Origin of the sequence: Rhodococcus sp. NPDC056506 (assembly GCF_042794945.1) — a bacterium.
GTDB lineage: Bacteria > Actinomycetota > Actinomycetes > Mycobacteriales > Mycobacteriaceae > Rhodococcus_F.
In genome coordinates this window covers 1-24,140 of the sequence record NZ_JBHTSW010000044.1, presented here as the reverse complement: position 1 = coordinate 24,140, position 24,140 = coordinate 1, and the positions used below count along the sequence as shown (strand labels likewise).

The window sequence follows — 24,140 nt, the reverse complement described above, 5'->3', positions numbered from 1 at the left end:
TCCATGTAGAGTCCAAGACTTAGTTCGACTTATTTATGTGGGAGAACCACATAATGAAACCCGGGAGGAGCGACGTGGAACTGCGTCAACTGCGCGCGTTTCTCGCAGTCGCCGACGAACTTCATTTCGGCCGGGCCGCCGAGCGACTCCACATCGGGCAGTCCCCGCTCAGCCAGACCATTCGGGCTCTCGAGCGTGAACTGGGCACCGACCTGTTCGTCCGGACCACCAGATCAGTGCAACTGACAGCCGCCGGCGAAGCCTTGGTCACGCCCGCACGGATCATCGAAGCGCAGATCGCCGTGGTAAGAGAAATCGCATCGGCCGCGTCGACTGGCGAGACGGGCCGTGTCACAGTGGGTTTCGGCGGAACAGGCGGCTACACCGTCCTGTCGGCCCTCACACGGTCCTTAGCCGACTCCCATCCGGGAATCGAACTGGAACTACGGCCGCAGATGTACTCGGGTGAGGTGCTCGACGCTCTCCGACGCGGAGCACTGGACATGGGCATAGTCGGCCTGCCCATTCCGCGCGGATTCGAGACTCACACTGTGCGGGAGGAAACCTTGATGGTCGCGGTTCCGGCCAGGCATCACCTCGGTACGCATGACTCGGTGTCACCGGAAGACCTGGCAACCGAACGATTCGTGATGTATCCCGCCGAGCACGGCTCGGTGGTGCGCGATGCAACGTTGTCCGTTTGCGCCACAGCAGGTTTCACGCCCACCATCGCACACGAAGCCCCCGATCCGTACAGCCTGTTGGCCATGGTCGGAGCGGGGGTCGGGATCGCCGTCGTCGTGGAGTCGACGGCGCATCTGTCCATGGACGGGGTCGTGTACCTGCCGATCGCCGGGGCCACGCCCACGCTGAAAATCGCGATGGCATGGCGACCCAACAATCCGACGCCGGCAGTACACACCGTCACCAGGGTACTGAGGGAGCAGCCTTAGGCTCTCGCGAGAATTCCCGCGAAATCTGTTCCCACAGGCAGAGTTCCGTACTCGTGACCACGGTCGGCGCCGAGGCGAGCGGCAATGAACGCATCGGACGAAGCGGCCGGGGAGTGGCGAACCATCAATGACGCCTGCAGCGCCAACGCCATAGCCTCGACGACGGTCCGAGCGCGGAACTGCGCGTCGGCGGGTGCCATCGTGGCGAGCTCACCGAGTTGGCGTCGTACCCGATCGAGGTGCTGATCGAGGACCGGGTTGTTGCCGCGAGCGAGGTTGACCTCGTGGTCGAAGGCGGCAACGGAATCGGGTTCACGGGTCATGGCGCGCAGGACATCGAGTGCGATGACGTTGCCCGACCCCTCCCACACGGCCATGACGGGCTGCTCACGGTAACGACGGGCGAGCGGGAAGTCCTCCGTGTAGCCGTTGCCGCCCAGGCATTCGAGCGCTTCGTAGGAGTGGTGCGGACCGCGCTTGCAGATCCAGTACTTCGCAACAGCTGTCGCGAGTCGGCGGAAAGCCTTCTCCTGCTCGTCCGCGTCCTCGTCCTGCGCACGGGCCAATCGCAGAGCGGTGATGGTCGCGGCCTCGGATTCGAGAGCCAGGTCGGCAAGCACCGACGTCATGGCCGGCTGATCTGCCAGGACGGCACCGAAAGCGCTGCGGTGCCGTGCATGCCACACTGCTTCGGCCACCGACTGACGCATACCTGCCGTGCTGCCAAGGATGCAGTCGAGTCGCGTCTGGGACACCATTTCGATGATGGTCCGCACACCGCGTCCCGGTTCACCGATCATGGTGCCGACGGTGCCGTCGAGTTCGATCTCGGACGACGCGTTGGACTTGTTGCCCAGCTTGTTCTTCAGACGCTGGATACGGAAGACGTTGCGTGTGCCGTCGGGCAGGATGCGGGGGAGAAGGAAGCAGGAAAGTCCCTCGCCGGCAGCACCTTCGGCCTGAGCGAGAACCAGGAAGGCGTCGGACATCGGCGCGGAGCAGAACCACTTGTGTCCGGTGAGGAGGTAGTCCGCACCCGGGCCGCCACGTCCGGCCGGCTTGGCGATGGTCGTGTTGGCTCGCACGTCGGAGCCGCCCTGCTTCTCCGTCATCGACATTCCGAAGATCGCGGATGCCTTTCCGGGAGCGTCCAATTCGGGGGTGTAACTCCGCGATAGGGCTCGCGACGTCCAGATGGCGGCCACGTCCGGTTGCAGCTCGAGCGAGGGGATCACGGCGTGCGTCATGGAAATGGGGCACGCGTGGCCCGGTTCGACCTGGGAGAAAAGCATGAATGCCGCGGCCCGTGCCACGTTGGCACCCGGCTTCGGGTCAGCCCACGCAGACGTATGGGCACCGTGCGCAACGGCAGCAGAGATGATCCGGTGATACGACGGATGGTATTCGACCTCGTCGATGCGGTTTCCCCAGCGATCGAAGGTCTTCAATTCGGGGATCACGGTGTTGGCCAGCTCGGCGTCGTGCTGGAACCCGGCACTGCCGACCAGTTCACCGATATCGGTGAGTTCACTGGTGGCCCAATCGGCGTCGTGGCGCGCGACGCCTTCGGCCAGGACCGTATCGAGCAGGAACTCGTTGACGTCCGTGCGCGGCACCGACTGGTTGAGCACTGCATGGGTGCGATGCGGAGCCGGGTGGGTGACGGTGTTCTCGGAAATATCAGTCATGACAGGCCTTTCAGCTCGCTGCGCGGATGAGGTGCTTCTGGATCTTGCCGGTCGGTGTGCGCGGAAGGATGGTCGCGAACACCACTTCACGCGGAATCTTGTAGCGCGCCAACTTGTCCGAGAGGTAGTCCTTGATGTCGTCGGCGCTGATGACATCCGGTTCACGCCAGACGACGTGTGCGACGACGGTCTCGCCCCATTCTTCGTTGGGTTTTCCGACAACGGCGACGTCGACGACGTCCGGGTGGCCGGAGATCACGTCCTCGACCTCCTTGGAGTAGACGTTCTCGCCGCCCGTGATGATCATGTCCTTCGCGCGGTCGACGATGAAGAGGTAGCCGTCCACATCCTTGCGCGCCAGATCGCCGGTGCGATACCAACCGCTGTCGGCAAATGCAGCCTTCGTGGCAGCGGGGTCGTCGAGGTATCCCTGCATGACGGTGTCGGCGCGCAGCCAGATCTCACCGATCTGATCGGGCTCCGTGTCAGTGCCGTCGTCGGCAACCAGGCGCAGGTCGACGCCGGCCAGCGCGACGCGCCCGATCGACCCCGCCTTGCTCAACTGCTCTTCGGGGTACAGCACAGTGCCCACGGGCCCGGTCTCGGTCATGCCGTAGACCTGCCGGAATTCGGTGGTGCCGTACGACTCCACCAGCCGCCGCGCGACATCCGCACCGATCGGCCCGCCGCCGTACAACCATGCACGAACGCTTCCGAGGTTGTAGTCGGCAAAGTTCGGCACGAGGTTGAGTGCAGTGGTGTAGATGACCGGCGGTCCGAAGCAAAGGGTAATACGTTGTTCCTGAACAGTTTCCAGGAATTTGACGGGGTGGTACTCGCGCAGCAGCACGACGGTTCCGCCCATGTAGAGCGTGGACATGAACCAGTTGTTGAGCGGGGAAGCGTGCCAGATCGGGACGGCCATGAGCAGTCGCTCGTCCCGAGTCGTCGACACGGCGAGGGCCGCGGTGACGGCAACACCGACGACGTTGCGGTGGCTGTGGACGCAGCCCTTGGGCGAGCCGGTAGTCCCCGAGGTGTAGAGGATTTCAGCCGGATCGTTCTCGTCGATGTCGATACCGTCAACACCCTCCTGGCGGGTGATGGCGTCGTCGAAGAAGTCGAAACCGTCTGCGACAGAGTCTGTGCTGATCAGTTTGGCTGTCGTCTCCAATCGACCGACAACCGGCGACAACTCGCCGTCGAAGACGCACACCGACACCTTCGCGTGCTCCAGCACGTAGGCAACTTCGGGCGTCTGCATCTTGTGATTGATGGGGACCACGACGGCGCCCAAGCGCCAGGCACCGAGCATCGCGTACACGAATCCCGGAGTGTTGTAACACATCAGCGCGACGCGGTCACCCGGCTGCACGCCCAGCGTCTGCAAATAGCCCGCGGCACGGCGACTTCCATCCTGAACCTGGGAGTACGTGTGATCGTGACCGCCTGCGATCAGGAAGGGTTTGTCCGGGGTCTTGGTGACGTTGCTGTCGAATACGCGAACGATATTCATCGAAGTCCTTGTCGGAGAATCACGCTCGAAGAGAGTTCATTCCATCGAGCTGTTGAGTACGGCGTCGGGTATCTGGAGGGTGGCGAAGATGACGGCAACCGCCTCCTCGAGGGAGTAGCCGAAGCTTTCGCCGGTGGCAGTCTTCTGGATGACGAGGCCGAAGATCGCAGACCAGAAGGCCTTGGACTCGACGTCGATGCCCGCGCGCAGCTGCCAGCCGGTGCGGATCAAGGTACGGAGGAGGGCGGTTTCGCCCGAGGAGTGCAGAGTGCGAAGCGTTTCGGAGATCAGGTCGCGAAGTTCACCACGACGACCCGTCATCATCATCGCTTCCACGAAGAGTTCGACGCTGGGAGCGCCCGAGCCCAGGAGGGATCCGACCAGCTTCTCGGTGTAATCGCCGACCGTGTCGGCGTCGGCGGCATCGACCTCGGCACGCTTGCCTGCGCGCAGAACGGCCGCGCACGCCACCTCGACGAAGAGCTTTTCTTTGGAGCCGTAGTAGTAGGTCACCTGGTTGGGATGGGCGCCGGCGGCCGTGCAGATCTGCGCGATGGAGACGCTGTCGCCGTGCTCGAGGAACAGCTCGGTTGCGGCGTTGAACAGCGCCATGCGCGTCTGCTTGCCCGACTCACGCGTCGCGCGCGCTGCGGGAACTGCCTCGGTGGCCATCGCGAACTCCTACTTGTTTGTACGACAAACAATAACTCGGCGTTGTTTGTATGGCAAACAATTTCTTACGCGATGACATGTCGACTTCTATCGACATGTCTGATGTGCGGGATTACTCTCTGAACATCGAGCACCCGAGAACTTCGGCTTTTCTGCGAGGAGGCGCCCTGCAATGCTCGCGCGATCCGGCTTCTCCCTGCCCACACGCACGACTCTCACGGGCGACTGGGCAGATTTGTTGCGCGAGCATTTTGTCGCGCTCGACGTATCCGATATCGAAGACGGCGATCGATTCAGCGGGGCCGTCCACTCGGCCCAACTCGCACACGTTCGGGTATCCGCAGTTCAATCGATGGAACAACGAATAGTCCGTAGCAACAGCCTCATCAAAAGCGACGGCGCGGACTATCTGCAGATCGGGATGATCCGCCGAGGTAGCGCGGTAGTGCGCCAAGACGACCGCGAATGCGTCCTGCGACGTGGCGACTACGTCCTGTACGACACCACGCGCCCCTTCGATTGGCAGATCGAGGGACACGCACACGACGGCATCTGGGGACTCGAGGTGTTCACCTGGCCACGGTCGTACCTGTCGCTCAGCGACGCGGAGGTCACGAGCCTGACCGCCATTGCCTTCGACGGACATGCGGGCCTGAGTGGCCTGCTTGGTCGCTTTCTTCACGATCTTGCCTCCGTCCGCATGACGTCCGACGCAAGCGGAGACGAAGAGGAAGTCGTCAACGAGATCGGCAACCTGGTCAAGTCCGTTCTTCACACAACTGCGCGACCGATCACCTCGCGGCGAACCAGCCTCTACGAATCCGCCCTGTCGGTCATAGACGCCCACATCGCAGACCCGGCCCTGTCTCCGGTGGACATCGCGGGATCGGTCAAAGTCTCCATTCGCCAGTTGCACCGAGCCTTCGCCGAACACGGCACGACGGTGTCACGGTCGATTCGCAGCCGTCGACTCGACGGTTGCCGTCGTGAGATCGTGCAACGAAACGGAGTAGAGCGGTCGCTGACCCAGATTTCTCACCGCTGGGGATTCACCGACCTGGCCGCCTTCAGTCGAGCCTTCAAGGCGGAATTCGGGATCAGCCCGCGGCGATACCGGTCGCAAGCAGCGGCCCCCACAAGTACTACCCGCTGATCTGTAACATCTTCGGACACTTACCCATTGAACATGGTGTTCAAAATTCTCTGTCGCCGAAGCGTATCCACAATTCTTGGCACGGTAGGCCAAGCATCGGGCGCTGACGGCCAAGTTTGCTCGGCTGAGCGGGCGTAGATTTTCGGCACGGCGTTGCCAAGTGCCAGGCACCCGATTCGACCACCTACATCACAGGGAGCACTCATGGAATCTGCAATCGGCGAACACCTTCAATGCCCGCGCACTCTGACCAGGCGGGTTCCGGATACCTATACGCCACCGTTTCCCATGTGGGTCGGGCGCGCAGACGACACATTGCAACAGGTCGTGATGGGCTATCTCGGCGTGCAGTTCCGCGGCGAGGATCAGCGCCCGGCAGCGCTGCAGGCGATGCGGGATATCGTCGCCGGCTTCGACTTGCCGGACGGACCGGCACACCACGATCTCACCCATCACATCGACAACCAGGGCTACGAGAACCTGATCGTGGTCGGTTATTGGAAAGATGTTTCTTCCCAACATCGTTGGAGCACATCACCTCCAGTGGCCTCCTGGTGGGAGTCCGAAGACCGCCTGTCGGACGGATTGGGGTTCTTCCGCGAGATCGTCGCACCGAGAGCCGAACAGTTCGAAACGCTCTACGCGTTCCAAGACGACCTCCCCGGGGTCGGAGCCGTCATGGACGGCATCAGTGGCGAGATCAACGAGCACGGCTACTGGGGTTCGATGCGCGAGCGGTTTCCGATCTCCCAGACCGACTGGATGCAGGCCTCGGGCAAACTGCGGGTCGTCGCCGGTGACCCCGCCGTAGGTGGACGCGTAGTAGTGCGGGGACACGACAACATCGCACTGATCAGGTCCGGGCAGGACTGGGCCGACGCGGAAGCAGACGAGCGCAGCCTCTACCTGGACGAAATCCTGCCCACTCTTCAATCGGGCATGGACTTCCTCCGCGACAACGGCCCGGCCGTCGGGTGCTACAGCAACCGATTCGTACGCAACATCGACATCGACGGAAACTTCCTCGACTTGAGCTACAACATCGGCCACTGGGCCTCGCTCGACCAACTCGAACGGTGGTCGGAATCCCACCCGACCCATCTACGGATCTTCACGACGTTCTTCCGGGTGGCCGAGGGCCTGTCGAAATTGCGTCTCTACCATGAGGTCTCGGTATTCGATGCCGCCGATCAGCTGTACGAGTACATCAATTGCCATCCCGGGACCGGAATGCTGCGCGACGCGGTGACCACCGCCGCGCACTGACCGAAGTCGCCGGAAATCTTCGGCCACGTTCTTTCCCTCGGAGGCAACTCGAGATATGTTGACGAGTGTCGACATATCTCAGTAGAGACCATCGAGGAAGCGCGGACAGCAGACAGTGACTACTCAACGAAACGAAGAGTTGGCGTTTGCTGTGCTGGCCGACCAAGTGCGTCGACAGATTCTCGACACGCTGGCTACCCACGGCGAGTGCAACGCGGGCTTCATCAGCGATCAAATTTCGACGGTCGGTCGCACCACGGTATCCACACATCTCAAGGCGCTGCGGTTGTCCGGAGTGATCGTCGAACGGCGTCAAGGACGTCATCGCCTGTTCTCGATAGATCCGTCGGGGCCCGCCAACGATGCACTCCAGTTCCTGCGCGACGTCCTCGGGCGAGCGCTGGAAGCAGGTTCGAACGCCTCCGAGTTGCCGACCACTGCGACTGAGGATTCCGACGCGGCTTCGGTGCGTCGCCGGGCGTGAGGCCCTGTTGAGCCCCAGCACCTATTTCAGGCAGGAAGTAGAACGTGCCAGGTCTCTCCGTAACGGCACAGATCGTGACGACCGACCCACCAGGGTCAGCCTTCGAGCGCCTCGAAACGGGGCAACTGCTCGAACTCGAATGTGAGCAACTTACGGTCGGGGCCGCTGCCGCCATCTCCCTTCCCGTCGGCGACGGCGCACGCGCAGATCTAGCCGGAATGCCGATCACGCTGTTGGGATACGTCGCCGGCGTGAAGCGGGGCCGATCGGTCGTAATCGTGCACCACCAACCGTGGCGCGGCCGCCTGACGATCCGGTTCTTTCCCGACGGCACCGGGACCAGGATCGTTCTCGAGTCCAGCCTCGATCAGGACGGCATTTCCTGGCTTGCCAACAAGCGCGGATTCGCTCCACCCGAACCTCCGCGTTCCGACCGACATCGGATCGGGCTGCTGGTCAGCAAATCCGGCCCGGCAGCTGTATTCGCCCAGGCAACAGAACAACTCGCAGCCCTGGCCGTGGAAGAAATCAATGCCGACGGCGGCGTCGGCGGCGTTCTCGTCGACTTGATAATAGGCGATGACGCTTCCGACTCGGCGGCCGGAGCGGCGACCGCACTGCGACTGGTGAAAAGCGGATGTCGCGCCGTTTTCGCGTGCGTGACATCGTCGACCTTCAATGCCGCTGCATCTGCCTTGCAGAACACCGGTGTGCTGTTGGTGCACACAGTTCTCAACGAGGGAGGTCGATCGCGTCCGGGAGTCCTTCGATTGGGTGAGCGACCACTCGACCAGACGCGAGCGGGTATACCCGCAATGATGTCCGAGACCGGTTCTCGCACTTGGTTCCTGGTCGGCCAGCAGTATTCGTGGTCGTTCGGAGCACATTGGGCGGCCCGGCGTGTGATCGCCGAATCCACAGGTTCGGTGGCCGGCGAAATCTACGTACCGTTGGGGACAACCGACTTCTCACGCATCATCGAGTCGATAGCCGACTCCGGGGCCGAACTGATTCTTTCCACCCTGGTCGGCCATGACGAGGTCTTCTTCGAACGACAATGCGCCCAGCACGGACTGCGGGCCACCACGCGGACGTTTGCATTGGTCCTCGACGAGGCCACTCAGCAGCTCATCGGCAATTCCGATGCCGACGGAGTCTGGGCGGCATTCGGCTACTTTCAATCCGCAGCCGGCGATCACGACCTCGAAAAGCGATACAGCGCGAGCTCGAACGAACTCCTGCCTCCGCTCAGTTCCCTGTCGGAGACAACGTACGAAGCGATCATCGCTTACGCACGCGCAGCCGAAGGAACGTCGGCAGGCGATCCGGAAACAGTACTTCGGCAGCTTGTCACGACGTCGAAAAGCTCTACGAACACCGGTGTTCCACTGCATCGACCGATTTTGCTCGCTGAATCACGCCGTGGGCGCCTGCACCCCCGCTCTCTCTGAGCGCGCGTAACCCGAACTTAACGAGTCAATATGTCGATACCTATTGACGCAATTATGGGTCCGGCCCTAGTCTGAAAGACAAGTGAAGCCGATCACATCAGGAGCACACTTCTCATGGCGACAATCCGACCTGACGACAATGCAATAGACACCGCCGCAAAGCATTACGGCATCACTCTCGACCAATCAGCCCGGCTCGAGTGGCCGGCACTGATCGACGGAGCACTGGGCTCCTACGACGTCGTCGACCAGTTGTACGCCGACGAGGCAACCCCGCCGACCACGTCACGCGAGCACAAGGTGCCAACTGCGAGCGAAAATCCTTTGAGCGCTTGGTATGTGACCACAAGCATCCCGCCGACGTCGGACGGCGTCCTGACCGGCCGAAGCGTGGCGATCAAGGACAACGTGACCGTGGCCGGAGTTCCGATGATGAACGGGTCTCGGACAGTAGAAGGGTTCACCCCGTCTCGCGATGCAACTGTCGTCAGTCGGCTACTGGCGGCCGGGGCGACCGTCGCAGGCAAAGCCGTGTGTGAGGACCTGTGTTTCTCCGGCTCGAGCTTCACGCCGGCAAGCGGGCCGGTTCACAACCCATGGGACTCGCAGCGCGAAGCAGGGGGATCATCCGGTGGCAGTGCGGCTCTCGTCGCAAACGGTGACGTCGATTTTGCCATCGGTGGGGATCAGGGCGGATCGATCCGGATCCCGGCGGCATTCTGCGGCGTCGTCGGACACAAGCCGACGTTCGGGCTCGTCCCGTATACCGGGGCATTTCCCATCGAGCGAACAATCGACCACCTCGGCCCCATCACACGCACGGTCCACGATGCCGCACTGATGCTTTCGGTCATCGCCGGCCGCGACGGCAACGACCCACGTCAGCCGGACAGTGTCGAAGCAGGTGACTATTTGTCCACCCTCGACTCCGACGTGGACGGCCTGCGAATCGGAATCGTTCGAGAAGGTTTCGGGCACGCGGTCTCACAACCCGAGGTCGACGACGCAGTCCGCGCAGCGGCACACAGTTTGAGCGAAATCGGCTGCACGGTAGAGGAAGTAAGCATCCCGTGGCACCTGCATGCTTTCCATATCTGGAACGTGATCGCCACGGATGGTGGTGCCTACCAGATGTTGGACGGCAACGGATACGGCATGAACGCCGAAGGTTTGTACGATCCGGAACTGATGGCACACTTTGCTTCTCGACGCATTCAGCACGCCGATGCTCTGTCCGAAACCGTCAAACTAGTGGCGCTGACCGGCCACCACGGCATCACCACCCTCGGCGGCGCGAGCTACGGCAAAGCTCGCAACCTGGTACCGCTCGCCCGCGCCGCCTACGACACTGCCTTGAGACAGTTCGACGTCCTGGTGATGCCCACACTGCCCTACGTCGCATCCGAATTGCCGGCGAAGGACGTGGACCGCGCCACCTTCATCACGAAGGCCCTCGGGATGATCGCCAACACTGCACCATTCGACGTGACCGGACATCCGTCCCTGTCCGTTCCGGCCGGCCTGGTGAACGGACTTCCGGTCGGAATGATGATCACCGGCAAAACCTTCGACGATGCGACGGTCCTCCGGGTCGGGCGCGCATTCGAAAGGCTCCGCGGCGTGTTTCCGACACCTGCCGACCGCTCCTCCGATTCTGCACCACAACTCAGCCTCGCCTAGTTCTGTATCCGCACTTGCACAACAAATTCCACCGATTCACACATGATCAGCCCGCATAGAAAAGGTGAACCAGATGTCAGTAACGATCGACCACACAACGGAGAACGCCGCACCGGCCCAGGCGCCGGTCTCCGACCGGGCGTGGGCACTGTTCCGCGCACTCGACGGTAAGGGATTGGTACCCGACGGTTACGTCGAAGGATGGAAGAAGACCTTCGAGGAGGACTTCAGTCCAAGGCGCGGAGCGGAATTGGTCGCGCGGGCGTGGACCGACCCCGAGTTCCGGCAGTTGCTTCTCACCGACGGTACCGCCGCGGTTGCCCAGTACGGATATCTGGGCCCCCAGGGCGAATACATCGTGGCAGTCGAAGACACCCCGACCCTCAAGAACGTGATCGTGTGCTCGCTGTGTTCATGCACCGCGTGGCCCATTCTCGGCCTGCCCCCTACCTGGTACAAGAGTTTCGAATACCGTGCGCGAGTGGTGCGTGAGCCACGGAAGGTTCTCTCCGAGATGGGAACCGAGATAGCGTCGGACGTCGAGATCCGCGTCTACGACACCACCGCCGAAACTCGCTACATGGTTCTTCCGCAACGTCCCGCAGGCACCGAAGGCTGGAGCCAGGAACAGCTTCAAGAGGTCGTCACCAAGGACTGCCTGATCGGCGTCGCAGTCCCGCAGGTCCCCACCGTCTGATCACCCCGACAAGAAAGAAGCACACCATGGATGGAGTACACGATCTTGCCGGAGTTCAAGGCTTCGGCAAAGTCCCGCATACCGTCAACGCCGACATCGGCCCCACCTTCCACGCCGAGTGGGAACACCTGCCGTACAGCCTGATGTTCGCCGGTGTCGCCGAACTCGGAGCATTCAGCGTCGACGAAGTTCGATACGTCGTCGAGCGGATGGAGCCCCGCCACTACATGATGACCCCGTACTACGAGAGATACGTCATCGGCGTCGCAGCACTGATGGTCGAAAAGGGAATCCTGACGCAGGAAGAGCTCGAAAGCCTTGCGGGAGGCCCCTTCCCACTCTCACGCCCCAGCGAATCCGAAGGGCGACCGGCTCGCGCCGACACAACAACCTTCGAGGTCGGTCAGCGAGTACGCGTGCGAGACGAATACGTTCCCGGGCATATTCGAATGCCTGCGTACTGCCGAGGACGCGTGGGGACCATCGCTCACCGGACCACCGAGAAGTGGCCGTTCCCCGACGCAATCGGTCACGGCCGCAACGACGCCGGTGAAGAACCCACGTACCACGTGACGTTCGCTGCGGAGGAACTGTTCGGCAGCGACACAGATGGCGGGAGCGTCGTGGTCGACCTCTTCGAGGGTTACCTCGAGCCGGCGGCCTGATCTTCCAGCATTCCGGGCGGCGGTCATGCGATCACAGCGTTTTGCGTGACCGCCGCCTGATCACAGCGATTCTCTCATTCGGAAGGACACTCGAAATCATGGTCGACACACGACTTCCGGTCACGGTGCTGTCAGGTTTCCTGGGCGCCGGGAAGACGACACTACTCAACGAGATCCTGCGCAATCGGGAGGGTCGTCGGGTCGCGGTGATCGTCAACGACATGAGCGAAATCAACATCGACAGTGCAGAAGTCGAGCGTGAGATCTCGCTCAGTCGCTCCGAGGAGAAACTGGTCGAGATGACCAACGGCTGCATCTGCTGCACTCTGCGAGAAGATCTTCTCTCCGAGATCAGCGCCTTGGCCGCTGACGGCCGATTCGACTACCTACTCATCGAATCTTCGGGCATCTCCGAACCGCTGCCCGTCGCAGAAACGTTCACATTCATCGATACCGACGGCCACGCCCTCGCCGACGTCGCCCGACTCGACACCATGGTCACCGTCGTCGACGGCCACAGTTTTCTGCGCGACTACACGGCTGGGGGCCGCGTCGAAGCCGATGCCCCGGAAGACGAACGAGACATCGCGGATCTGCTTGTCGATCAGATCGAATTCGCCGATGTGATCCTGGTGAGCAAGGCCGATCTGGTCTCACGGGAGCATCTGATCGAGCTGACCGCGGTCCTACGATCTTTGAATGCAACTGCCTCGATAGTGCCGATGACGCTCGGACGCATCCCACTCGACACGATTCTCGATACCGGTTTGTTCTCGCTCGAGAAAGCGGCGCAGGCCCCCGGATGGCTACAAGAACTCCAGGGTGAACACATCCCCGAAACCGAAGAGTACGGAATCAGTTCGGTGGTGTACCGCGAGCGCGCACCCTTCCACCCCCAACGGCTGCATGATTTCCTCAGCAGCGAGTGGACCAACGGAAAGTTACTTCGGGCCAAGGGCTACTACTGGAATGCCGGCCGGTTCACCGAGATCGGGAGTATTTCTCAGGCCGGTCATCTCATTCGCCAGGGATACGTCGGCCGTTGGTGGAAGTTTCTACCCCGCGACGAGTGGCCGGCCGACGATTACCGTCGTGACGGAATCCTCGACAAGTGGGAAGAACCCGTCGGAGACTGCCGACAAGAACTCGTCTTCATCGGCCAAGCCGTCGACCCGTCTCGACTGCACCGAGAACTCGACGCGTGTCTACTCACCACAGCCGAGATCGAACTCGGGCCAGACGTGTGGACCACCTGGAGCGACCCCTTGGGCGTCGGCTATACCGACCAGACCGTCTGATCTCGATCACTTCGGAATGAGTTTCCCCGACCTGGCGATACTTAAAATCACGCTGATTTGAAGGCAAGCCCGCAGCGCAACCGCCGCTTGTCCGAAAACTGTCAACAGTTCTACACGGAGAAATGGCTACCCTTAGGTTTACGCTGCTGGCATGTTTTCTTCCGTCGCAGCGAAGATCCGCCTGGTGGTGGCACTGCTCCTCACTGCCCTCCTGGCGCTGACTCTGTCATCGTGCTCGAGTGGCTCGGATTCGTCGGCAGCCCCCACAGACCTGTGTGCACCTCCAGGAGTGGGAGCCGCAACCGCGGCGCCCACCAACCTGGATGCGGCAGCGGGTGCGGGCGCCGAAGACCGCTACACCACGGCCACCGTCACACCGGTCAATCAGATCGACACCTCGAAGCTGAATCTGATCAAACCCGGGGTCATCACGGTCGGCACGCTCGGTGACGCGCCCCCGAGCATCTGCGTCAACTCCGAGAACCAGTACACCGGTTACGACAACGAACTCCTCAAGGCCGTCGCGGACAAGCTGGGCTTGAAGGTCGAGTTCGTCGGCACCGAGTTCGCCGGTCTACTCGCTCAGGTTGCCGGTCGACGCTTCGACGTCGGCTCGTCGTCCATCACCACCACAGACGACCGTCGCAACACCGTCGGCTTCACCAACGGTTACGACTTCGGTTACTTCTCCCTCGTGGTCCCCAACGGCAGCGCGATCACCGGCTTCGGCGACCTGGACGCATCCAAGCGCATCGGCGTCGTGCAGGGAACCGTTCAGGACGACTACGTCGTGAACACGCTCAAGCTCGATCCCGTGAAGTTCCCCGACTACGCCACGGCGTACGCGAACCTCAAGTCCGGACAGATCGACGCCTGGGTAGCTCCGTCTCAGCAGGCCGAAGGCGCGATCGCTCCCGGTGATCCGACCTCGATCATCCAGAACACCTTCTCGGTCAACAACTTCGTCGGCTGGGCGGTGAACAAGGAGAACCAGCCGCTGATCGACGCCCTCAACTCCGGCCTCGACGCAGTCATCGACGACGGAACCTGGTCTCAGCTGTACGCCGACTGGGTACCGCGCCAACTCCCCGAAGGCTGGAAGCCCGGATCCAAGGCCGCGGCCACTCCGGAACTGCCCGACTTCGCAGCCATTGCCGCGGAAAACGCCGCCAACGGCGACGGTGGCGATACCGCGTCGTACCAACCTAAGTCGACGCTCGAACAGCTCAAGGACACGTTCTTCGACTGGGATCTGTACAAGAAGGCCTTCCCCGATCTCCTCAAGACCGGTCTTCCCAACACCCTGATCCTCGCGCTCGCGTCGGGCATCATCGGCACGATCCTCGGCATGCTGCTCGCTGTCGCCGGTATCTCGCGCACTCGTTGGCTACGCTGGCCGGCCCGCGTCTACACCGACATCTTCCGTGGCCTGCCCGCAGTCGTCATCATCTTGATCATCGGGCTCGGCGTCGGACCGATCGTCAAGGGAATCACCGGCAGCAATCCGTACTGGCTCGGTGTCGCAGCGCTGTCACTGCTCGCGTCGGCATACATCGGTGAGATCTTCAGATCCGGTATCCAGAGTGTCGAGTCCGGGCAGCTCGAAGCCTCCCGTGCCCTCGGCTTCAGCTACCGAAAGTCCATGTCGCTGGTCGTCATCCCACAGGGTGTACGACGCGTTCTGCCGGCGTTGATGAACCAGTTCATCTCGCTGATCAAGGACTCGTCGCTGATCTACTTCCTCGGTCTGCTCGTCACCCAGCGGGAACTCTTTGCCGTCGGACGCGATCTCAACGCCCAGACCGGCAGCCTGTCCCCGCTCGTCGCGGCAGGCTTGTTCTACCTTGCTCTGACCATCCCGCTGACGCACCTCGTCAACTACATCGACAACCGACTCCGGACTGGACGCGCCGACACCTCAGGCACGTTGGATCCGCTCGAGCAGGCCATCGTCGTGGAAAGGGGCTGAGGACATGACCACCAGCTCTGAACTGAAGTCCGTATCGCTCACCGGCAAGGACCTGCATCTGTCCTTCGGTACCAACAAGGTGCTTCGCGGCGTCAACCTGCACGTCGACGCCGGAAACACCGTCACCGTCATCGGGCCCTCCGGTTCGGGCAAGTCGACGCTCCTGCGCGTGCTGAACCGTCTGCACGAGCCTGAGCAGGGTGACGTACTGCTCGACGGGAAGTCCGTCTTGAAGGACAACCCCGACGAGCTTCGCCAGCGAATCGGCATGGTGTTCCAGCACTTCAACCTGTTCCCGCACAAGACCGTCGCCGAGAACATCGCACTGGGGCCGAACAAGCTCAAGGGGTTGTCCAAGGAACAGGCTCGGGCGCTCGCACTCGAGCAGCTGGATCTGGTGGGGCTCAAGGAGAAGGCCGACTCGCGGCCCGGCAACCTTTCGGGAGGTCAGCAGCAGCGCGTCGCCATTGCCCGCGCCCTGGCGATGAAGCCCGAGGTCATGTTCTTCGACGAGGCGACGTCAGCTCTTGACCCCGAACTGGTCAAGGGTGTTCTGGCATTGATGGCCGATCTCGCGAAGTCCGGCATGACCATGGTCGTCGTGACGCACGAAATGGGCTTCGCGCGTTCCGTTTCCGACAAGGTGCTCTTCATGGATCGTGGCGCCGTTGTCGAAACCGGTACTCCGGAACAGCTTTTCGACGATCCCGAAACAGATCGACTGCAGGCGTTTCTCTCACAGGTTCTCTGACTCAGGGGCGCTTGCAGGAGATCGACGGGCGTTGATCCTCGACGCCTGAAGCATCAGATGGTCACGTTCGGCGAGGTTGGATGCCTTGTGCGCTGCATCGGCATACAGCCTCGCCGCCGTGTCCAGGTCTCCGTCGCGTTCACGCAGATAGGCCTCGACTGCGGCATGGCGTGGAAGTGAATCATCTAGCGCTGCAAGAGCTGCCAATCCAGCGCGTGGTCCGTCTGCCTCGCCGACGGCCACCGCTCGGTTGAGCCGGACAATCGGGCTGTCGGTCAAGGCTGCGAGTTCGTCGTACCACTCCACGATCTGCACCCAGTCGGTCTCGTCTGCTGTGAAAGCGTCGGCATGGAGTGCGGCAATGGCGGCCTGGGCCTGGAACTCACCGAGCCGGTCGCGGGCGAGAGCTGACTGGAGGATTGCGACTCCTTCGGCAATCGAATCGGTGTCCCACCGGCTGCGATCCTGCTCGGCTAGCGGAACCAGACTGCCGTCCGCGGCAGTTCGCGCGGCTCGACGAGCGTGATGGAGCAGCATCAGTGCGAGCAACCCTGCGACTTCGGGGTGATCGATCGCGTCCGCCAACTGCCGGGTGAGCCGGATGGCCTCGGCAGCCAGGTCGACGTCGCCGGAGTACCCCTCGTTGAAGACCAGATAGAGGACACGCAGGACGGTGGCGACATCGCCGGGTTGCTCGAACCGGACGCCGGAGACCGTGCGCTTGGCCCGGCTGATGCGCTGAGCCATCGTCGCCTCGGGCACCAGGTAGGCCTGCGCAATCTGGCGGGTGGTCAGCCCGCCGACAGCGCGCAGCGTGAGTGCGACGGCGGACGACGGCGTCAACGACGGGTGCGCGCACAGAAAGTAGAGCTGGAGTGTGTCGTCCACTGCCGGCGCGGGCCCGTTCACTTGCGGCTCGCCTGGCTGCTCGTCGACAAGAAACTCCCGCTTGCGACGAGCCGCATCCGACCGGATCCCGTCGAGGAACCGCCGCCAGGCCACCGTGACCAGCCAGCTCTTCGGGTCCCGCGGCGGGTTCTCCGGCCAGACCCTGACCGCGTCGAGCAGAGCGTCCTGCACGGCATCCTCGGCCGACGCGAAATCTGCTCCGCGGCGAACGAGGATGCCGAGCACGCTCGGAGTCAGACTCCGAAGCAAGGCGTCGTCCATGACAGCTGTCAGTCCGTGATGGTCGGCGGCTCGGTCAGGAACGGGCGCAGTTCGAGCCATTCGTGAATCGGCTTCCCGCCGGCGCCGGGTGCGGCCGAAAGCTCACCGGCCAATTGGACGGCTCGGTCGTAGTTGTCGACGTCGATCACCATCCAGCCGGCAATGAGGTCCTTGGTCTCCGCGAACGGACCGTCGGTGACCGGGGGACGACCCTCGCCGTCGTACCGGACAAAGGTGCCCTCAGGAGCGAGAGCCTGACCGTCGACGAACTCGCCCGCCTTCTCGAGCCGATCCGCGAAGTCCTGCATGTACTTCACGTGGGCCGTGATCTCTTCCGGTGTCCACTGGTCCATCGGCACGTCGTTGACTGCAGCCGGAGCGCCGCGGTAGTGCTTGAGCAGCAAGTACTTGGCCATCGTGAATCTCCTCTGTGTCGGTGCCACCCATTCTGGTCGCACGTCACTACAGGGACGAAGCAAGTTGGGGATTCTCGACATCGCGGGGCTATTCTCGACATCGCGGGGCTTCGGGGCCCTAGATCCACCCCTGCCGGCGGGCGATCACTGCAGCTTCGTGCCGATTGGCAGCACCGAGTTTGGTGACAGCTGACGACAGATAATTCCGCGTGGTTCCTGCCGAGAGATGCGCGCGGGAAGCGATCTGCTCGATGGATGCTCCGTCGGCCGCGTACTCGAGGACGTCCGCTTCACGCGGCGTAAGCGGTGAGTCGCCTGCGCCGATTGCCTCGGCAGCCAACGACGGATCGACGTACCGCCCGCCCGCATGGACGCTGCGGACCACCTCGGCGAGCGTCGCCGCAGGCGTCGTCTTCGGCAGAAATCCTCGGACGCCTGCTGACAGTGCCTTCTTCAGATACCCGGGACGCCCGTGGCTCGTCACGATGATCGAGACGCACCCCGAGACCGTCTGCGCAATCTGTTGCGCCGTCTCGATGCCGTCGATACCTGCCATTTGAAGGTCCAGCACGGCTACGTCAGGTTGATGCTTCGCAGCAGCGATCACGGCGTCCTCGCCGGATTCGGCTTCCGCCACGACAACGATGTCGTCTTCGAGCGACAACATCATGGCCAGAGCCGAGCGGATCAGGTTCTCGTCGTCGGCCAGCAGTACCTTGATCGGCTCGGTCACCGAGACTCCTTCGTTCGGGACGGAAAGTGGGCGGTGAGGGTGAAGCGATCTTCGTCCTGGACGGTTTCAACAGTTCCTCCGACGGCGCCGACGCGCTCGCGCAATCCGTTCAGGCCGGTTCCGTTGTTCGGCTCTGCGATACGTGCGCCGTCGTTGGCAATCACGACGCCGTCCGCGAACACCTCGATGCTGCAATTCTCGGCACTGGAGTGCCGGAGAATGTTGGTCACTCCTTCACGAACGACCCAGGCAGCGGCTTCGGCCAGTTCCACCGGCAGTTGATCTGCCGATCCACGTATCGCGGTGGAGATTCCGGCGGCCTCGAGCAGCGACTGCGCACCGGCCAATTCGGACGCCAAGGCGATGGACCGGTATCCCCGAACCAACTCGCGCGCTTCGTCGAGTGAATCTTGCGCAAGTTCGCGTACTTCGTCCATCTGCGCGGCGGCACGATCGTCGCCGCGTCGTGAAAGCGTGGCTGCAAGTTCACTTTTCACCGCAATTGCAGACAGTGCCCGCCCGACGACGTCATGCAGATCACGCGAAAATCGCAACCGCTCCTCGGCGACGGACAGAGCAGCGGCGGCTCCGCGTGCCTCGTCCAATTCGGTAACCATCCGCAGCAGCCAGACCGACATGTAGACGGTCAGCCCCATGAAGCCGGCAACGATTCCGACGGACACGCCGCTTTCCGGACCCGCAAGCAGTCCCAAGACAACCCCGGCGACCACCGAGCCCACGATCAGCCAGCGCAACGACGTCAACCCGGCAAGGGGAACCACAAGGATTGCCGCCAGCCAGAAGTACGGGCCGTTCTCGCCATTGCTTCCCAAGGCAATTCCCGCCGAACAGAACGCCGACAACGTCATCACGGCAAGGGGAATCTGGACGGGCTTGACCACGATCCCGCCCAGATCAGGCATCCGAGACACGGCGATGACGCACGCAACGGCACTGATTCCGAGGAACACACCCGACAGATACCGATCCGCAACGACCTCGGTGACCGCACCGAAGCCACCGAAAACCACTGCGACCATGATGAACGATTGCCGCGTGTAGAGGCGAACCTTGTCGACGTTCGACGCGGTTCGCCACGTCCGTCTCGGATTCCAGCGTCCGAAGTTCTGCGCGATCATGCCCACTACCTTCTCAGAGTTCTACGAACGCGGTTCCCAGCGGAAGTGGACGTTCGCGATCAGAACCGAACCGACGATCCACGCCAGCATGACCAACAGCGGTTGCGCAGCCGAACCGAAGGTGTCGACAAATCCCGCTGCCGCACCGGGCGCATCGCCCAGATCAGCCAGTTCGCCAGTGGTCCGCCCCAGCCATCCGAGATTGAGAAGGTCGACTACCGCGGCCAGCGGAGTGAAATCGAGAATGCGAGCAACGTTGTCCGGCACGACATTCCTGATCGAAGACATACCTGCCGTCGCCAGAATCAGAATCGGCATGCAGGTGATCTGCGCCGCCTCTGCATTTCGCGTGACAGCCGAAGTGATCAACGCCAGCGCCGTGAAGAGCGCGGCGCCGCCGATCACCGCGACCAGCACCAGGACCGGATTGACCGGAGCACTACCGCCCAGAACCATCACGGCGATTCCTATCACCACCGTCAACAGGCCGGTGAGAACCCACGACGGTACTGCCGGGCCCGCGAGGATCTCGGCGTCGCTGCATTCCCCGGTCCGTAGTCGCTTGAGAACCAACTCGTCACGACGCGTCGCGTACACCGACAGGAGGTTGTAGAAGACCACGAACACGAGCAGGAAGAGTGCAAACACCTCGAGGCCTGCCGACACCGACTTGTCGGACAACCCGCCATCGCGTGAGAGGTACAGCATCCCCACGGGAAAGATCAACGGGAGGACGATTGCGTTGAAGAGCAACAGTCGATTTCGTCCCAGGAGCGTGAACTCCGAACGAGACAGGGTAGCTATGCGGTTCATGCCGACGCTCCTTCGAGAGTTGCGTGATGATCGAATTGGTCTGCAATGGAGAGGAATACGGTCTCCAGGGATGCCGCGCGGGCATCCAGCCCGGTCAGCAGGATGTTGTTGTGCTGTGCCCACAGCAGCAGTTCCGTCAGAGTCTCCTGCACTGTGCGAGTGGTGATCAGCACCAGATCATTTTCGACGCGCACCTCGGCGCCGGCCAGCGCTGGGAGCGGAAGACCTGGGCGGTGCAGTTTGATCTGAGCGGGATGATCCGCGACGACGTCCGCCACGGTTCCGCTGCGCACCACCGATCCTCGGTGCATGATCGCCAACTGGTCACACAGGGACTCGGCTTCGTCCAGGTAGTGCGTCGTCAACATGATGGTGACGCCCGAGGCTTTCAAGTCAGCGATCAATTGCCAGGTGTTACGACGACTTTCGGGGTCCAGTCCGGTAGTCGGTTCGTCGAGAAAGAGGACGAGGGGACGGCCGATGATCGCGCACGCCAGGTCCAGACGGCGGGCTTCACCTCCCGAGAGGAACTTCACGCGGGTATCGCCACGGTCACGCATGTCCACGCGCTCGAGGACCTCGTCGACGGGAAGTGGATTCGAGCAGGTTCCTGCCCACATCGCCAAACTCTCGCGGGCAGTGAGATCTTGGGGAAGACCGCCCTTCTGAAGCATGATGCCCAGTGACGGGCGAATCTGCTTGCGGTTGCGCACCGGATCCATCCCCAGAACGCGCACGGTACCCGCACTGGCCCGCGAAAGACCCTGAATCACTTCGAGAGTGGATGTCTTGCCGGCACCGTTAGTTCCGAGGAGGCCGAACAACTCGCCTTCCTGGACACTCAGATCAAGATTGCGGACAGCATCGAACGCATCCTTGCCCGAGCCGTAGCGCCGCGACATTCCGACAACGTCGATCACGGGATCGCCCTTCATCGCTGCGCCTCCTCTCGGTTCCAGCCGCGCAGCCCGATCACGAATCGGATACCCGCATAGACAGCGAGAGCGGCAACAAGAATCCAGAACACGGGATTGGAGCCGATGATCGCGAACAGCACTCCGATGATCGCGATATTCACGACGGTCACGACAAGTTCGCGACCCATCGTGGGTGCGGGTCCGATGTCCATCAGGTCCGTCAGGAGGCTTCCCTCATGTGGTTCTCTCATGCATTCAAGCTTCGCGGGAAGTCGGAGCCGAAAACAGTGCACAGCGTCATCACCTGCGGTGACACCGTCATGGATCGGCGATGACAAATGTCATGCGACGTCCCCGCGGGGACGCGTCGTAAACCGCGGGTAAGGGTCACCTCGTTGTTTTGCCGTTCATTTTTACGTTCCTTTACCCTTGCTTAGAGCTTCTACGGTTCCCGAAGTCCGTACATCGAATCTCGGGAGTTCACGGTGGCTATCAAGCCTTTGGCCTTGTTCGTCAAACACGACGGCGTGTCTGCACGCGCGTCGATCACCTGCCAGTACAAGTGCGGAAACGCGTGCTCTCACGAGGTCCCCAACACCTCGGGCGGCGAGTACTTCCGCGACATCGCACGCACGGCACTGACTCGTCGCGGCATGCTCCGGGGCAGCGGCATGGCGGTCCTCGCGGTGGGGGCCGGCAGTGCCCTCGTCGCCTGTTCGGACGAATCTGCAAGCGCCGAACCGGGAACCGGTTCGGCGAGTGGCAGCAGCAGCGGATCGACACCGGCGGGAACGAACTTCAGCGCTGTCGCTCCCAACAAAGAAGACAAGGTCACCGTCCCTGACGGATACGATCAGGCCGTCGTGATTCGCTGGGGTGACGCCGTTCTCGCCGGTGCCCCGGCTTTCGACTTCGACAAGCAGACTGCGGCAGCGCAGGAACTGCAGTTCGGATTCAACAACGACTTCGCCGGATTGCTTCCGGTCGACGGACAGCCCAACACCTACCTACTCGTGGTCAACCACGAATACTCCACCGAGCCCGCGATGTTCCGCGGCTACGATGCGGAGAACCCGACTGAGGAGCAGTTCAAGATCGGCTTGGCCAGCCACGGACTGTCGGTCGTCCAGGTCAAGGGAGAATCCGACAACGGCAAGCTGGTGCCGGAGATCGGATCGAACAACCGCCGCATCACCGGAACCACGGAATTTGTCGTGACCGGCCCCGCTGCCGGTAGCGACTTCCTCAAGACGAGCGCCGATCCCACCGGAACCAAAGTGCTCGGCACCCTCAACAACTGCGCGGGCGGCGTCACACCTTGGGGCACAGTGCTTTCCGGCGAAGAGAACTTCAACCAGTACTTCGCGAATGCCGAGGGAGTCACCGATCCCACAGTCGCCGCGCGGCTGAAGCGCTACGGTCTTGCCGGCGCCGCTTCCGAGCGCAAATGGGAACGCTTCGACAAGCGGTTCGATCTGGTCGCAGAACCCAACGAGGTCAACCGATTCGGATACGTCGTCGAGATTGATCCCTGGGATCCGTCGTCCACTCCGATCAAGCACACAGCGCTCGGACGTTTCAAGCACGAAGCCGCCACCATTTACATCACGTCGGACGGCACCGTCGTTGCTTACAGCGGCGACGACGAGCGCTTCGACTACATGTACAAGTTCGTCTCCAGCCGAAAGATGCAGGACGGCAAGAGTCAAGCAGCCATGCGTCACAACATGACTCTGCTCGACGCCGGAACGCTGTACGTCGCAAAGCTCAGCGGAAACTCTGCCGGCGAGATCGACGGCAGCGGCAAGCTCCCCGCCGACGGCAAGTTCGACGGAAGCGGTGAGTGGGTGGCCATCCTGCGCACCGGCGAAGACGGCAAGGGCGAATCGCTGGTCGACGGCATGAGCGCCGAAGAGGTAGCCGTCTTCACCCGCCAGGCCGGTGACAAGGTCGGGGCAACAAAGATGGATCGCCCCGAGGACTTCGAGGCAAACCCGAAGAGCGGCAAGGTTTACGTCGCACTGACCAACAACACCAAGCGCGGCGTCGACGGCGGCGCAGCGGCCGACGAGGCGAACCCGCGCAACAACAACAAGAACGGCCAGGTCCTCGAAATCACCGACGACCACGCCGGCACCACCTTCGGCTGGAACCTCCTACTCGTCTGCGGAGATCCAGCCACAGCCGATACCTACTTCGGTGGATTCGACAAGAGCAAGGTCAGCCCGATCTCGTGCCCGGACAACCTTGCCTTCGACCCGCACGGAAACCTGTGGATCTCCACCGACGGCAACGCACTCAAGTCCAACGACGGACTGTTCAGTGTTGTTCTCGAAGGCGAAAATCGTGGTGAGACAAAGCAGTTCCTCACCGTCCCCGTCGGCGCCGAAACCTGCGGACCGATTGTGGACGAGAAGCGCGTCATCGTCTGCGTCCAGCACCCCGGCGAGACCGACGACGCCAGCATCGAAAGCCCCGCATCCCATTGGCCCGACGGTGGTTCCTCCCAGCCTCGCCCGTCGGTAGTTGCAGCCTGGAAGAAGGACGGATCTCGGCTCGGCTCGTAATACGCACGAAAACGACGTGGGGCCGTTAGCATTATTTGGGATGTGGCCCACCGCGGTTTACACAGATTGTCAATGGGATAACTTTTGACCAAACACGCGACGCGTAAGCGGCAGGGGGAAAAAAACCCGTACCAGCGCCCGC

22 protein-coding genes are annotated in these 24,140 nt (G+C 62.3%); 12 read left to right on the top strand and 10 right to left on the bottom strand.

Annotated elements, in window-relative coordinates; translation table 11 throughout:
* Positions 1-74 precede the first annotated feature (74 nt).
* Positions 75-953, top strand: coding sequence for a LysR family transcriptional regulator (locus ACFQ6H_RS25190; protein WP_030537644.1), 879 nt, complete (start codon positions 75-77; stop codon positions 951-953).
* On the opposite strand, the gene ACFQ6H_RS25185 is transcribed toward ACFQ6H_RS25190, so the two are convergent.
* From ACFQ6H_RS25185 to ACFQ6H_RS25175, 3 genes are read right to left on the bottom strand one after another with little or no spacing between them, the layout of a single operon-like run.
* On the bottom strand, positions 950-2,641 hold the full coding sequence (locus ACFQ6H_RS25185; RefSeq protein ID WP_378649293.1) for an acyl-CoA dehydrogenase family protein: 1,692 nt from the start codon (positions 2,639-2,641) through the stop codon (positions 950-952). The two genes, ACFQ6H_RS25190 and ACFQ6H_RS25185, sit on opposite strands and share 4 nt — an antisense overlap.
* Positions 2,642-2,651: 10 nt before the next feature.
* On the bottom strand, positions 2,652-4,157 hold the full coding sequence (locus ACFQ6H_RS25180) for a class I adenylate-forming enzyme family protein (protein WP_378649291.1): 1,506 nt from the start codon (positions 4,155-4,157) through the stop codon (positions 2,652-2,654).
* A 36-nt stretch (positions 4,158-4,193) separates the two neighbouring features.
* Positions 4,194-4,829 (bottom strand): TetR/AcrR family transcriptional regulator C-terminal domain-containing protein, encoded by a 636-nt coding sequence (locus ACFQ6H_RS25175; RefSeq protein WP_030537647.1) that lies wholly within the window; start codon positions 4,827-4,829, stop codon positions 4,194-4,196.
* Between the two features lie 172 nt (positions 4,830-5,001).
* Between ACFQ6H_RS25175 and ACFQ6H_RS25170 the strand changes: the two genes are divergently transcribed.
* From ACFQ6H_RS25170 to ACFQ6H_RS25125, 10 genes are all read left to right on the top strand, one after another.
* Entirely contained in the window at positions 5,002-5,982 is a 981-nt protein-coding gene (locus ACFQ6H_RS25170) for a helix-turn-helix domain-containing protein (RefSeq protein WP_378639655.1), read from the top strand.
* A gap of 204 nt (positions 5,983-6,186) precedes the next feature.
* On the top strand, positions 6,187-7,248 hold the full coding sequence (locus ACFQ6H_RS25165) for a phenylacetaldoxime dehydratase family protein (protein WP_378639652.1): 1,062 nt from the start codon (positions 6,187-6,189) through the stop codon (positions 7,246-7,248).
* Between the two features lie 115 nt (positions 7,249-7,363).
* On the top strand, positions 7,364-7,732 hold the full coding sequence (locus tag ACFQ6H_RS25160; protein ID WP_020909773.1) for a helix-turn-helix transcriptional regulator: 369 nt from the start codon (positions 7,364-7,366) through the stop codon (positions 7,730-7,732).
* 44 nt (positions 7,733-7,776) lie between these two features.
* Positions 7,777-9,183, top strand: coding sequence for a substrate-binding protein (locus ACFQ6H_RS25155; protein WP_378639647.1), 1,407 nt, complete (start codon positions 7,777-7,779; stop codon positions 9,181-9,183).
* Between the two features lie 114 nt (positions 9,184-9,297).
* Positions 9,298-10,863, top strand: a complete 1,566-nt coding sequence (locus tag ACFQ6H_RS25150; RefSeq protein ID WP_378649289.1) for an amidase — start codon at positions 9,298-9,300, stop codon at positions 10,861-10,863.
* Between the two features lie 73 nt (positions 10,864-10,936).
* Positions 10,937-11,560 carry a nitrile hydratase subunit alpha gene (nthA, locus tag ACFQ6H_RS25145; RefSeq protein ID WP_378649287.1) on the top strand — a complete coding sequence of 208 codons (624 nt, stop codon included), beginning with the start codon at positions 10,937-10,939 and terminating at the stop codon, positions 11,558-11,560.
* A gap of 26 nt (positions 11,561-11,586) precedes the next feature.
* Complete coding sequence (nthB, locus tag ACFQ6H_RS25140) at positions 11,587-12,225, top strand: nitrile hydratase subunit beta (protein WP_378649285.1); 639 nt, start codon at positions 11,587-11,589, stop codon at positions 12,223-12,225.
* A gap of 98 nt (positions 12,226-12,323) precedes the next feature.
* Positions 12,324-13,523 (top strand): zinc metallochaperone GTPase ZigA, encoded by a 1,200-nt coding sequence (gene zigA, locus ACFQ6H_RS25135; protein WP_378649283.1) that lies wholly within the window; start codon positions 12,324-12,326, stop codon positions 13,521-13,523.
* 151 nt (positions 13,524-13,674) lie between these two features.
* Positions 13,675-15,492 (top strand): ABC transporter substrate-binding protein/permease, encoded by a 1,818-nt coding sequence (locus ACFQ6H_RS25130; RefSeq protein ID WP_378541284.1) that lies wholly within the window; start codon positions 13,675-13,677, stop codon positions 15,490-15,492.
* A 4-nt stretch (positions 15,493-15,496) separates the two neighbouring features.
* Positions 15,497-16,243: an amino acid ABC transporter ATP-binding protein gene (locus ACFQ6H_RS25125; RefSeq protein WP_020909781.1), complete on the top strand. Its 747-nt coding sequence runs from the start codon at positions 15,497-15,499 to the stop codon at positions 16,241-16,243.
* Here the strand turns inward: ACFQ6H_RS25125 and ACFQ6H_RS25120 are convergent.
* From ACFQ6H_RS25120 to ACFQ6H_RS25090, 7 genes are all read right to left on the bottom strand, one after another.
* Positions 16,229-17,413, bottom strand: coding sequence for an RNA polymerase sigma factor (locus tag ACFQ6H_RS25120; protein ID WP_378649319.1), 1,185 nt, complete (start codon positions 17,411-17,413; stop codon positions 16,229-16,231). The two genes, ACFQ6H_RS25125 and ACFQ6H_RS25120, sit on opposite strands and share 15 nt — an antisense overlap.
* Positions 17,414-17,421: 8 nt before the next feature.
* Positions 17,422-17,829 (bottom strand): YciI family protein, encoded by a 408-nt coding sequence (locus ACFQ6H_RS25115; RefSeq protein ID WP_283377368.1) that lies wholly within the window; start codon positions 17,827-17,829, stop codon positions 17,422-17,424.
* Between the two features lie 118 nt (positions 17,830-17,947).
* On the bottom strand, positions 17,948-18,562 hold the full coding sequence (locus ACFQ6H_RS25110) for a response regulator transcription factor (protein ID WP_308371631.1): 615 nt from the start codon (positions 18,560-18,562) through the stop codon (positions 17,948-17,950).
* Positions 18,559-19,701, bottom strand: coding sequence for a sensor histidine kinase (locus ACFQ6H_RS25105; RefSeq protein ID WP_378529991.1), 1,143 nt, complete (start codon positions 19,699-19,701; stop codon positions 18,559-18,561). The genes ACFQ6H_RS25110 and ACFQ6H_RS25105 overlap by 4 nt, the downstream gene beginning before the upstream one ends.
* 21 nt (positions 19,702-19,722) lie before the next feature.
* The gene (locus tag ACFQ6H_RS25100) at positions 19,723-20,514 is read right to left on the bottom strand and encodes an ABC transporter permease (protein WP_003946064.1); all 792 of its coding nucleotides are present in this window, start codon (positions 20,512-20,514) and stop codon (positions 19,723-19,725) included.
* Entirely contained in the window at positions 20,511-21,449 is a 939-nt protein-coding gene (locus tag ACFQ6H_RS25095; protein ID WP_378649281.1) for an ABC transporter ATP-binding protein, read from the bottom strand. The genes ACFQ6H_RS25100 and ACFQ6H_RS25095 overlap by 4 nt, the downstream gene beginning before the upstream one ends.
* Entirely contained in the window at positions 21,446-21,682 is a 237-nt protein-coding gene (locus tag ACFQ6H_RS25090; protein ID WP_378649279.1) for a hypothetical protein, read from the bottom strand. Before ACFQ6H_RS25090 ends, ACFQ6H_RS25095 begins: the two co-directional genes overlap by 4 nt.
* Before the next feature lie 234 nt (positions 21,683-21,916).
* On the opposite strand from ACFQ6H_RS25090, the gene ACFQ6H_RS25085 reads away from it, so the two are divergent.
* Complete coding sequence (locus tag ACFQ6H_RS25085) at positions 21,917-23,998, top strand: PhoX family protein (RefSeq protein WP_378649277.1); 2,082 nt, start codon at positions 21,917-21,919, stop codon at positions 23,996-23,998.
* Positions 23,999-24,140 lie beyond the last annotated feature (142 nt).

Excerpts from the sequence above, each read along its gene's own strand:
- ACFQ6H_RS25185 (WP_378649293.1), bottom strand. The coding sequence starts at position 2,641 with ATGACTGATATTTCCGAGAACACCGTCACCCACCCGGCTCCGCATCGC.
- ACFQ6H_RS25180 (WP_378649291.1), bottom strand. The coding sequence starts at position 4,157 with ATGAATATCGTTCGCGTATTCGACAGCAACGTCACCAAGACCCCGGAC.
- ACFQ6H_RS25175 (WP_030537647.1), bottom strand. The coding sequence starts at position 4,829 with ATGGCCACCGAGGCAGTTCCCGCAGCGCGCGCGACGCGTGAGTCGGGC.
- ACFQ6H_RS25170 (WP_378639655.1), top strand. The coding sequence starts at position 5,002 with ATGCTCGCGCGATCCGGCTTCTCCCTGCCCACACGCACGACTCTCACG.
- ACFQ6H_RS25165 (WP_378639652.1), top strand. The coding sequence starts at position 6,187 with ATGGAATCTGCAATCGGCGAACACCTTCAATGCCCGCGCACTCTGACC.
- ACFQ6H_RS25150 (WP_378649289.1), top strand. The coding sequence starts at position 9,298 with ATGGCGACAATCCGACCTGACGACAATGCAATAGACACCGCCGCAAAG.
- nthA (WP_378649287.1), top strand. The coding sequence starts at position 10,937 with ATGTCAGTAACGATCGACCACACAACGGAGAACGCCGCACCGGCCCAG.
- nthB (WP_378649285.1), top strand. The coding sequence starts at position 11,587 with ATGGATGGAGTACACGATCTTGCCGGAGTTCAAGGCTTCGGCAAAGTC.
- zigA (WP_378649283.1), top strand. The coding sequence starts at position 12,324 with ATGGTCGACACACGACTTCCGGTCACGGTGCTGTCAGGTTTCCTGGGC.
- ACFQ6H_RS25130 (WP_378541284.1), top strand. The coding sequence starts at position 13,675 with ATGTTTTCTTCCGTCGCAGCGAAGATCCGCCTGGTGGTGGCACTGCTC.
- ACFQ6H_RS25125 (WP_020909781.1), top strand. The coding sequence starts at position 15,497 with ATGACCACCAGCTCTGAACTGAAGTCCGTATCGCTCACCGGCAAGGAC.
- ACFQ6H_RS25120 (WP_378649319.1), bottom strand. The coding sequence starts at position 17,413 with ATGGACGACGCCTTGCTTCGGAGTCTGACTCCGAGCGTGCTCGGCATC.
- ACFQ6H_RS25115 (WP_283377368.1), bottom strand. The coding sequence starts at position 17,829 with ATGGCCAAGTACTTGCTGCTCAAGCACTACCGCGGCGCTCCGGCTGCA.
- ACFQ6H_RS25105 (WP_378529991.1), bottom strand. The coding sequence starts at position 19,701 with ATGATCGCGCAGAACTTCGGACGCTGGAATCCGAGACGGACGTGGCGA.
- ACFQ6H_RS25100 (WP_003946064.1), bottom strand. The coding sequence starts at position 20,514 with ATGAACCGCATAGCTACCCTGTCTCGTTCGGAGTTCACGCTCCTGGGA.
- ACFQ6H_RS25095 (WP_378649281.1), bottom strand. The coding sequence starts at position 21,449 with ATGAAGGGCGATCCCGTGATCGACGTTGTCGGAATGTCGCGGCGCTAC.
- ACFQ6H_RS25090 (WP_378649279.1), bottom strand. The coding sequence starts at position 21,682 with ATGAGAGAACCACATGAGGGAAGCCTCCTGACGGACCTGATGGACATC.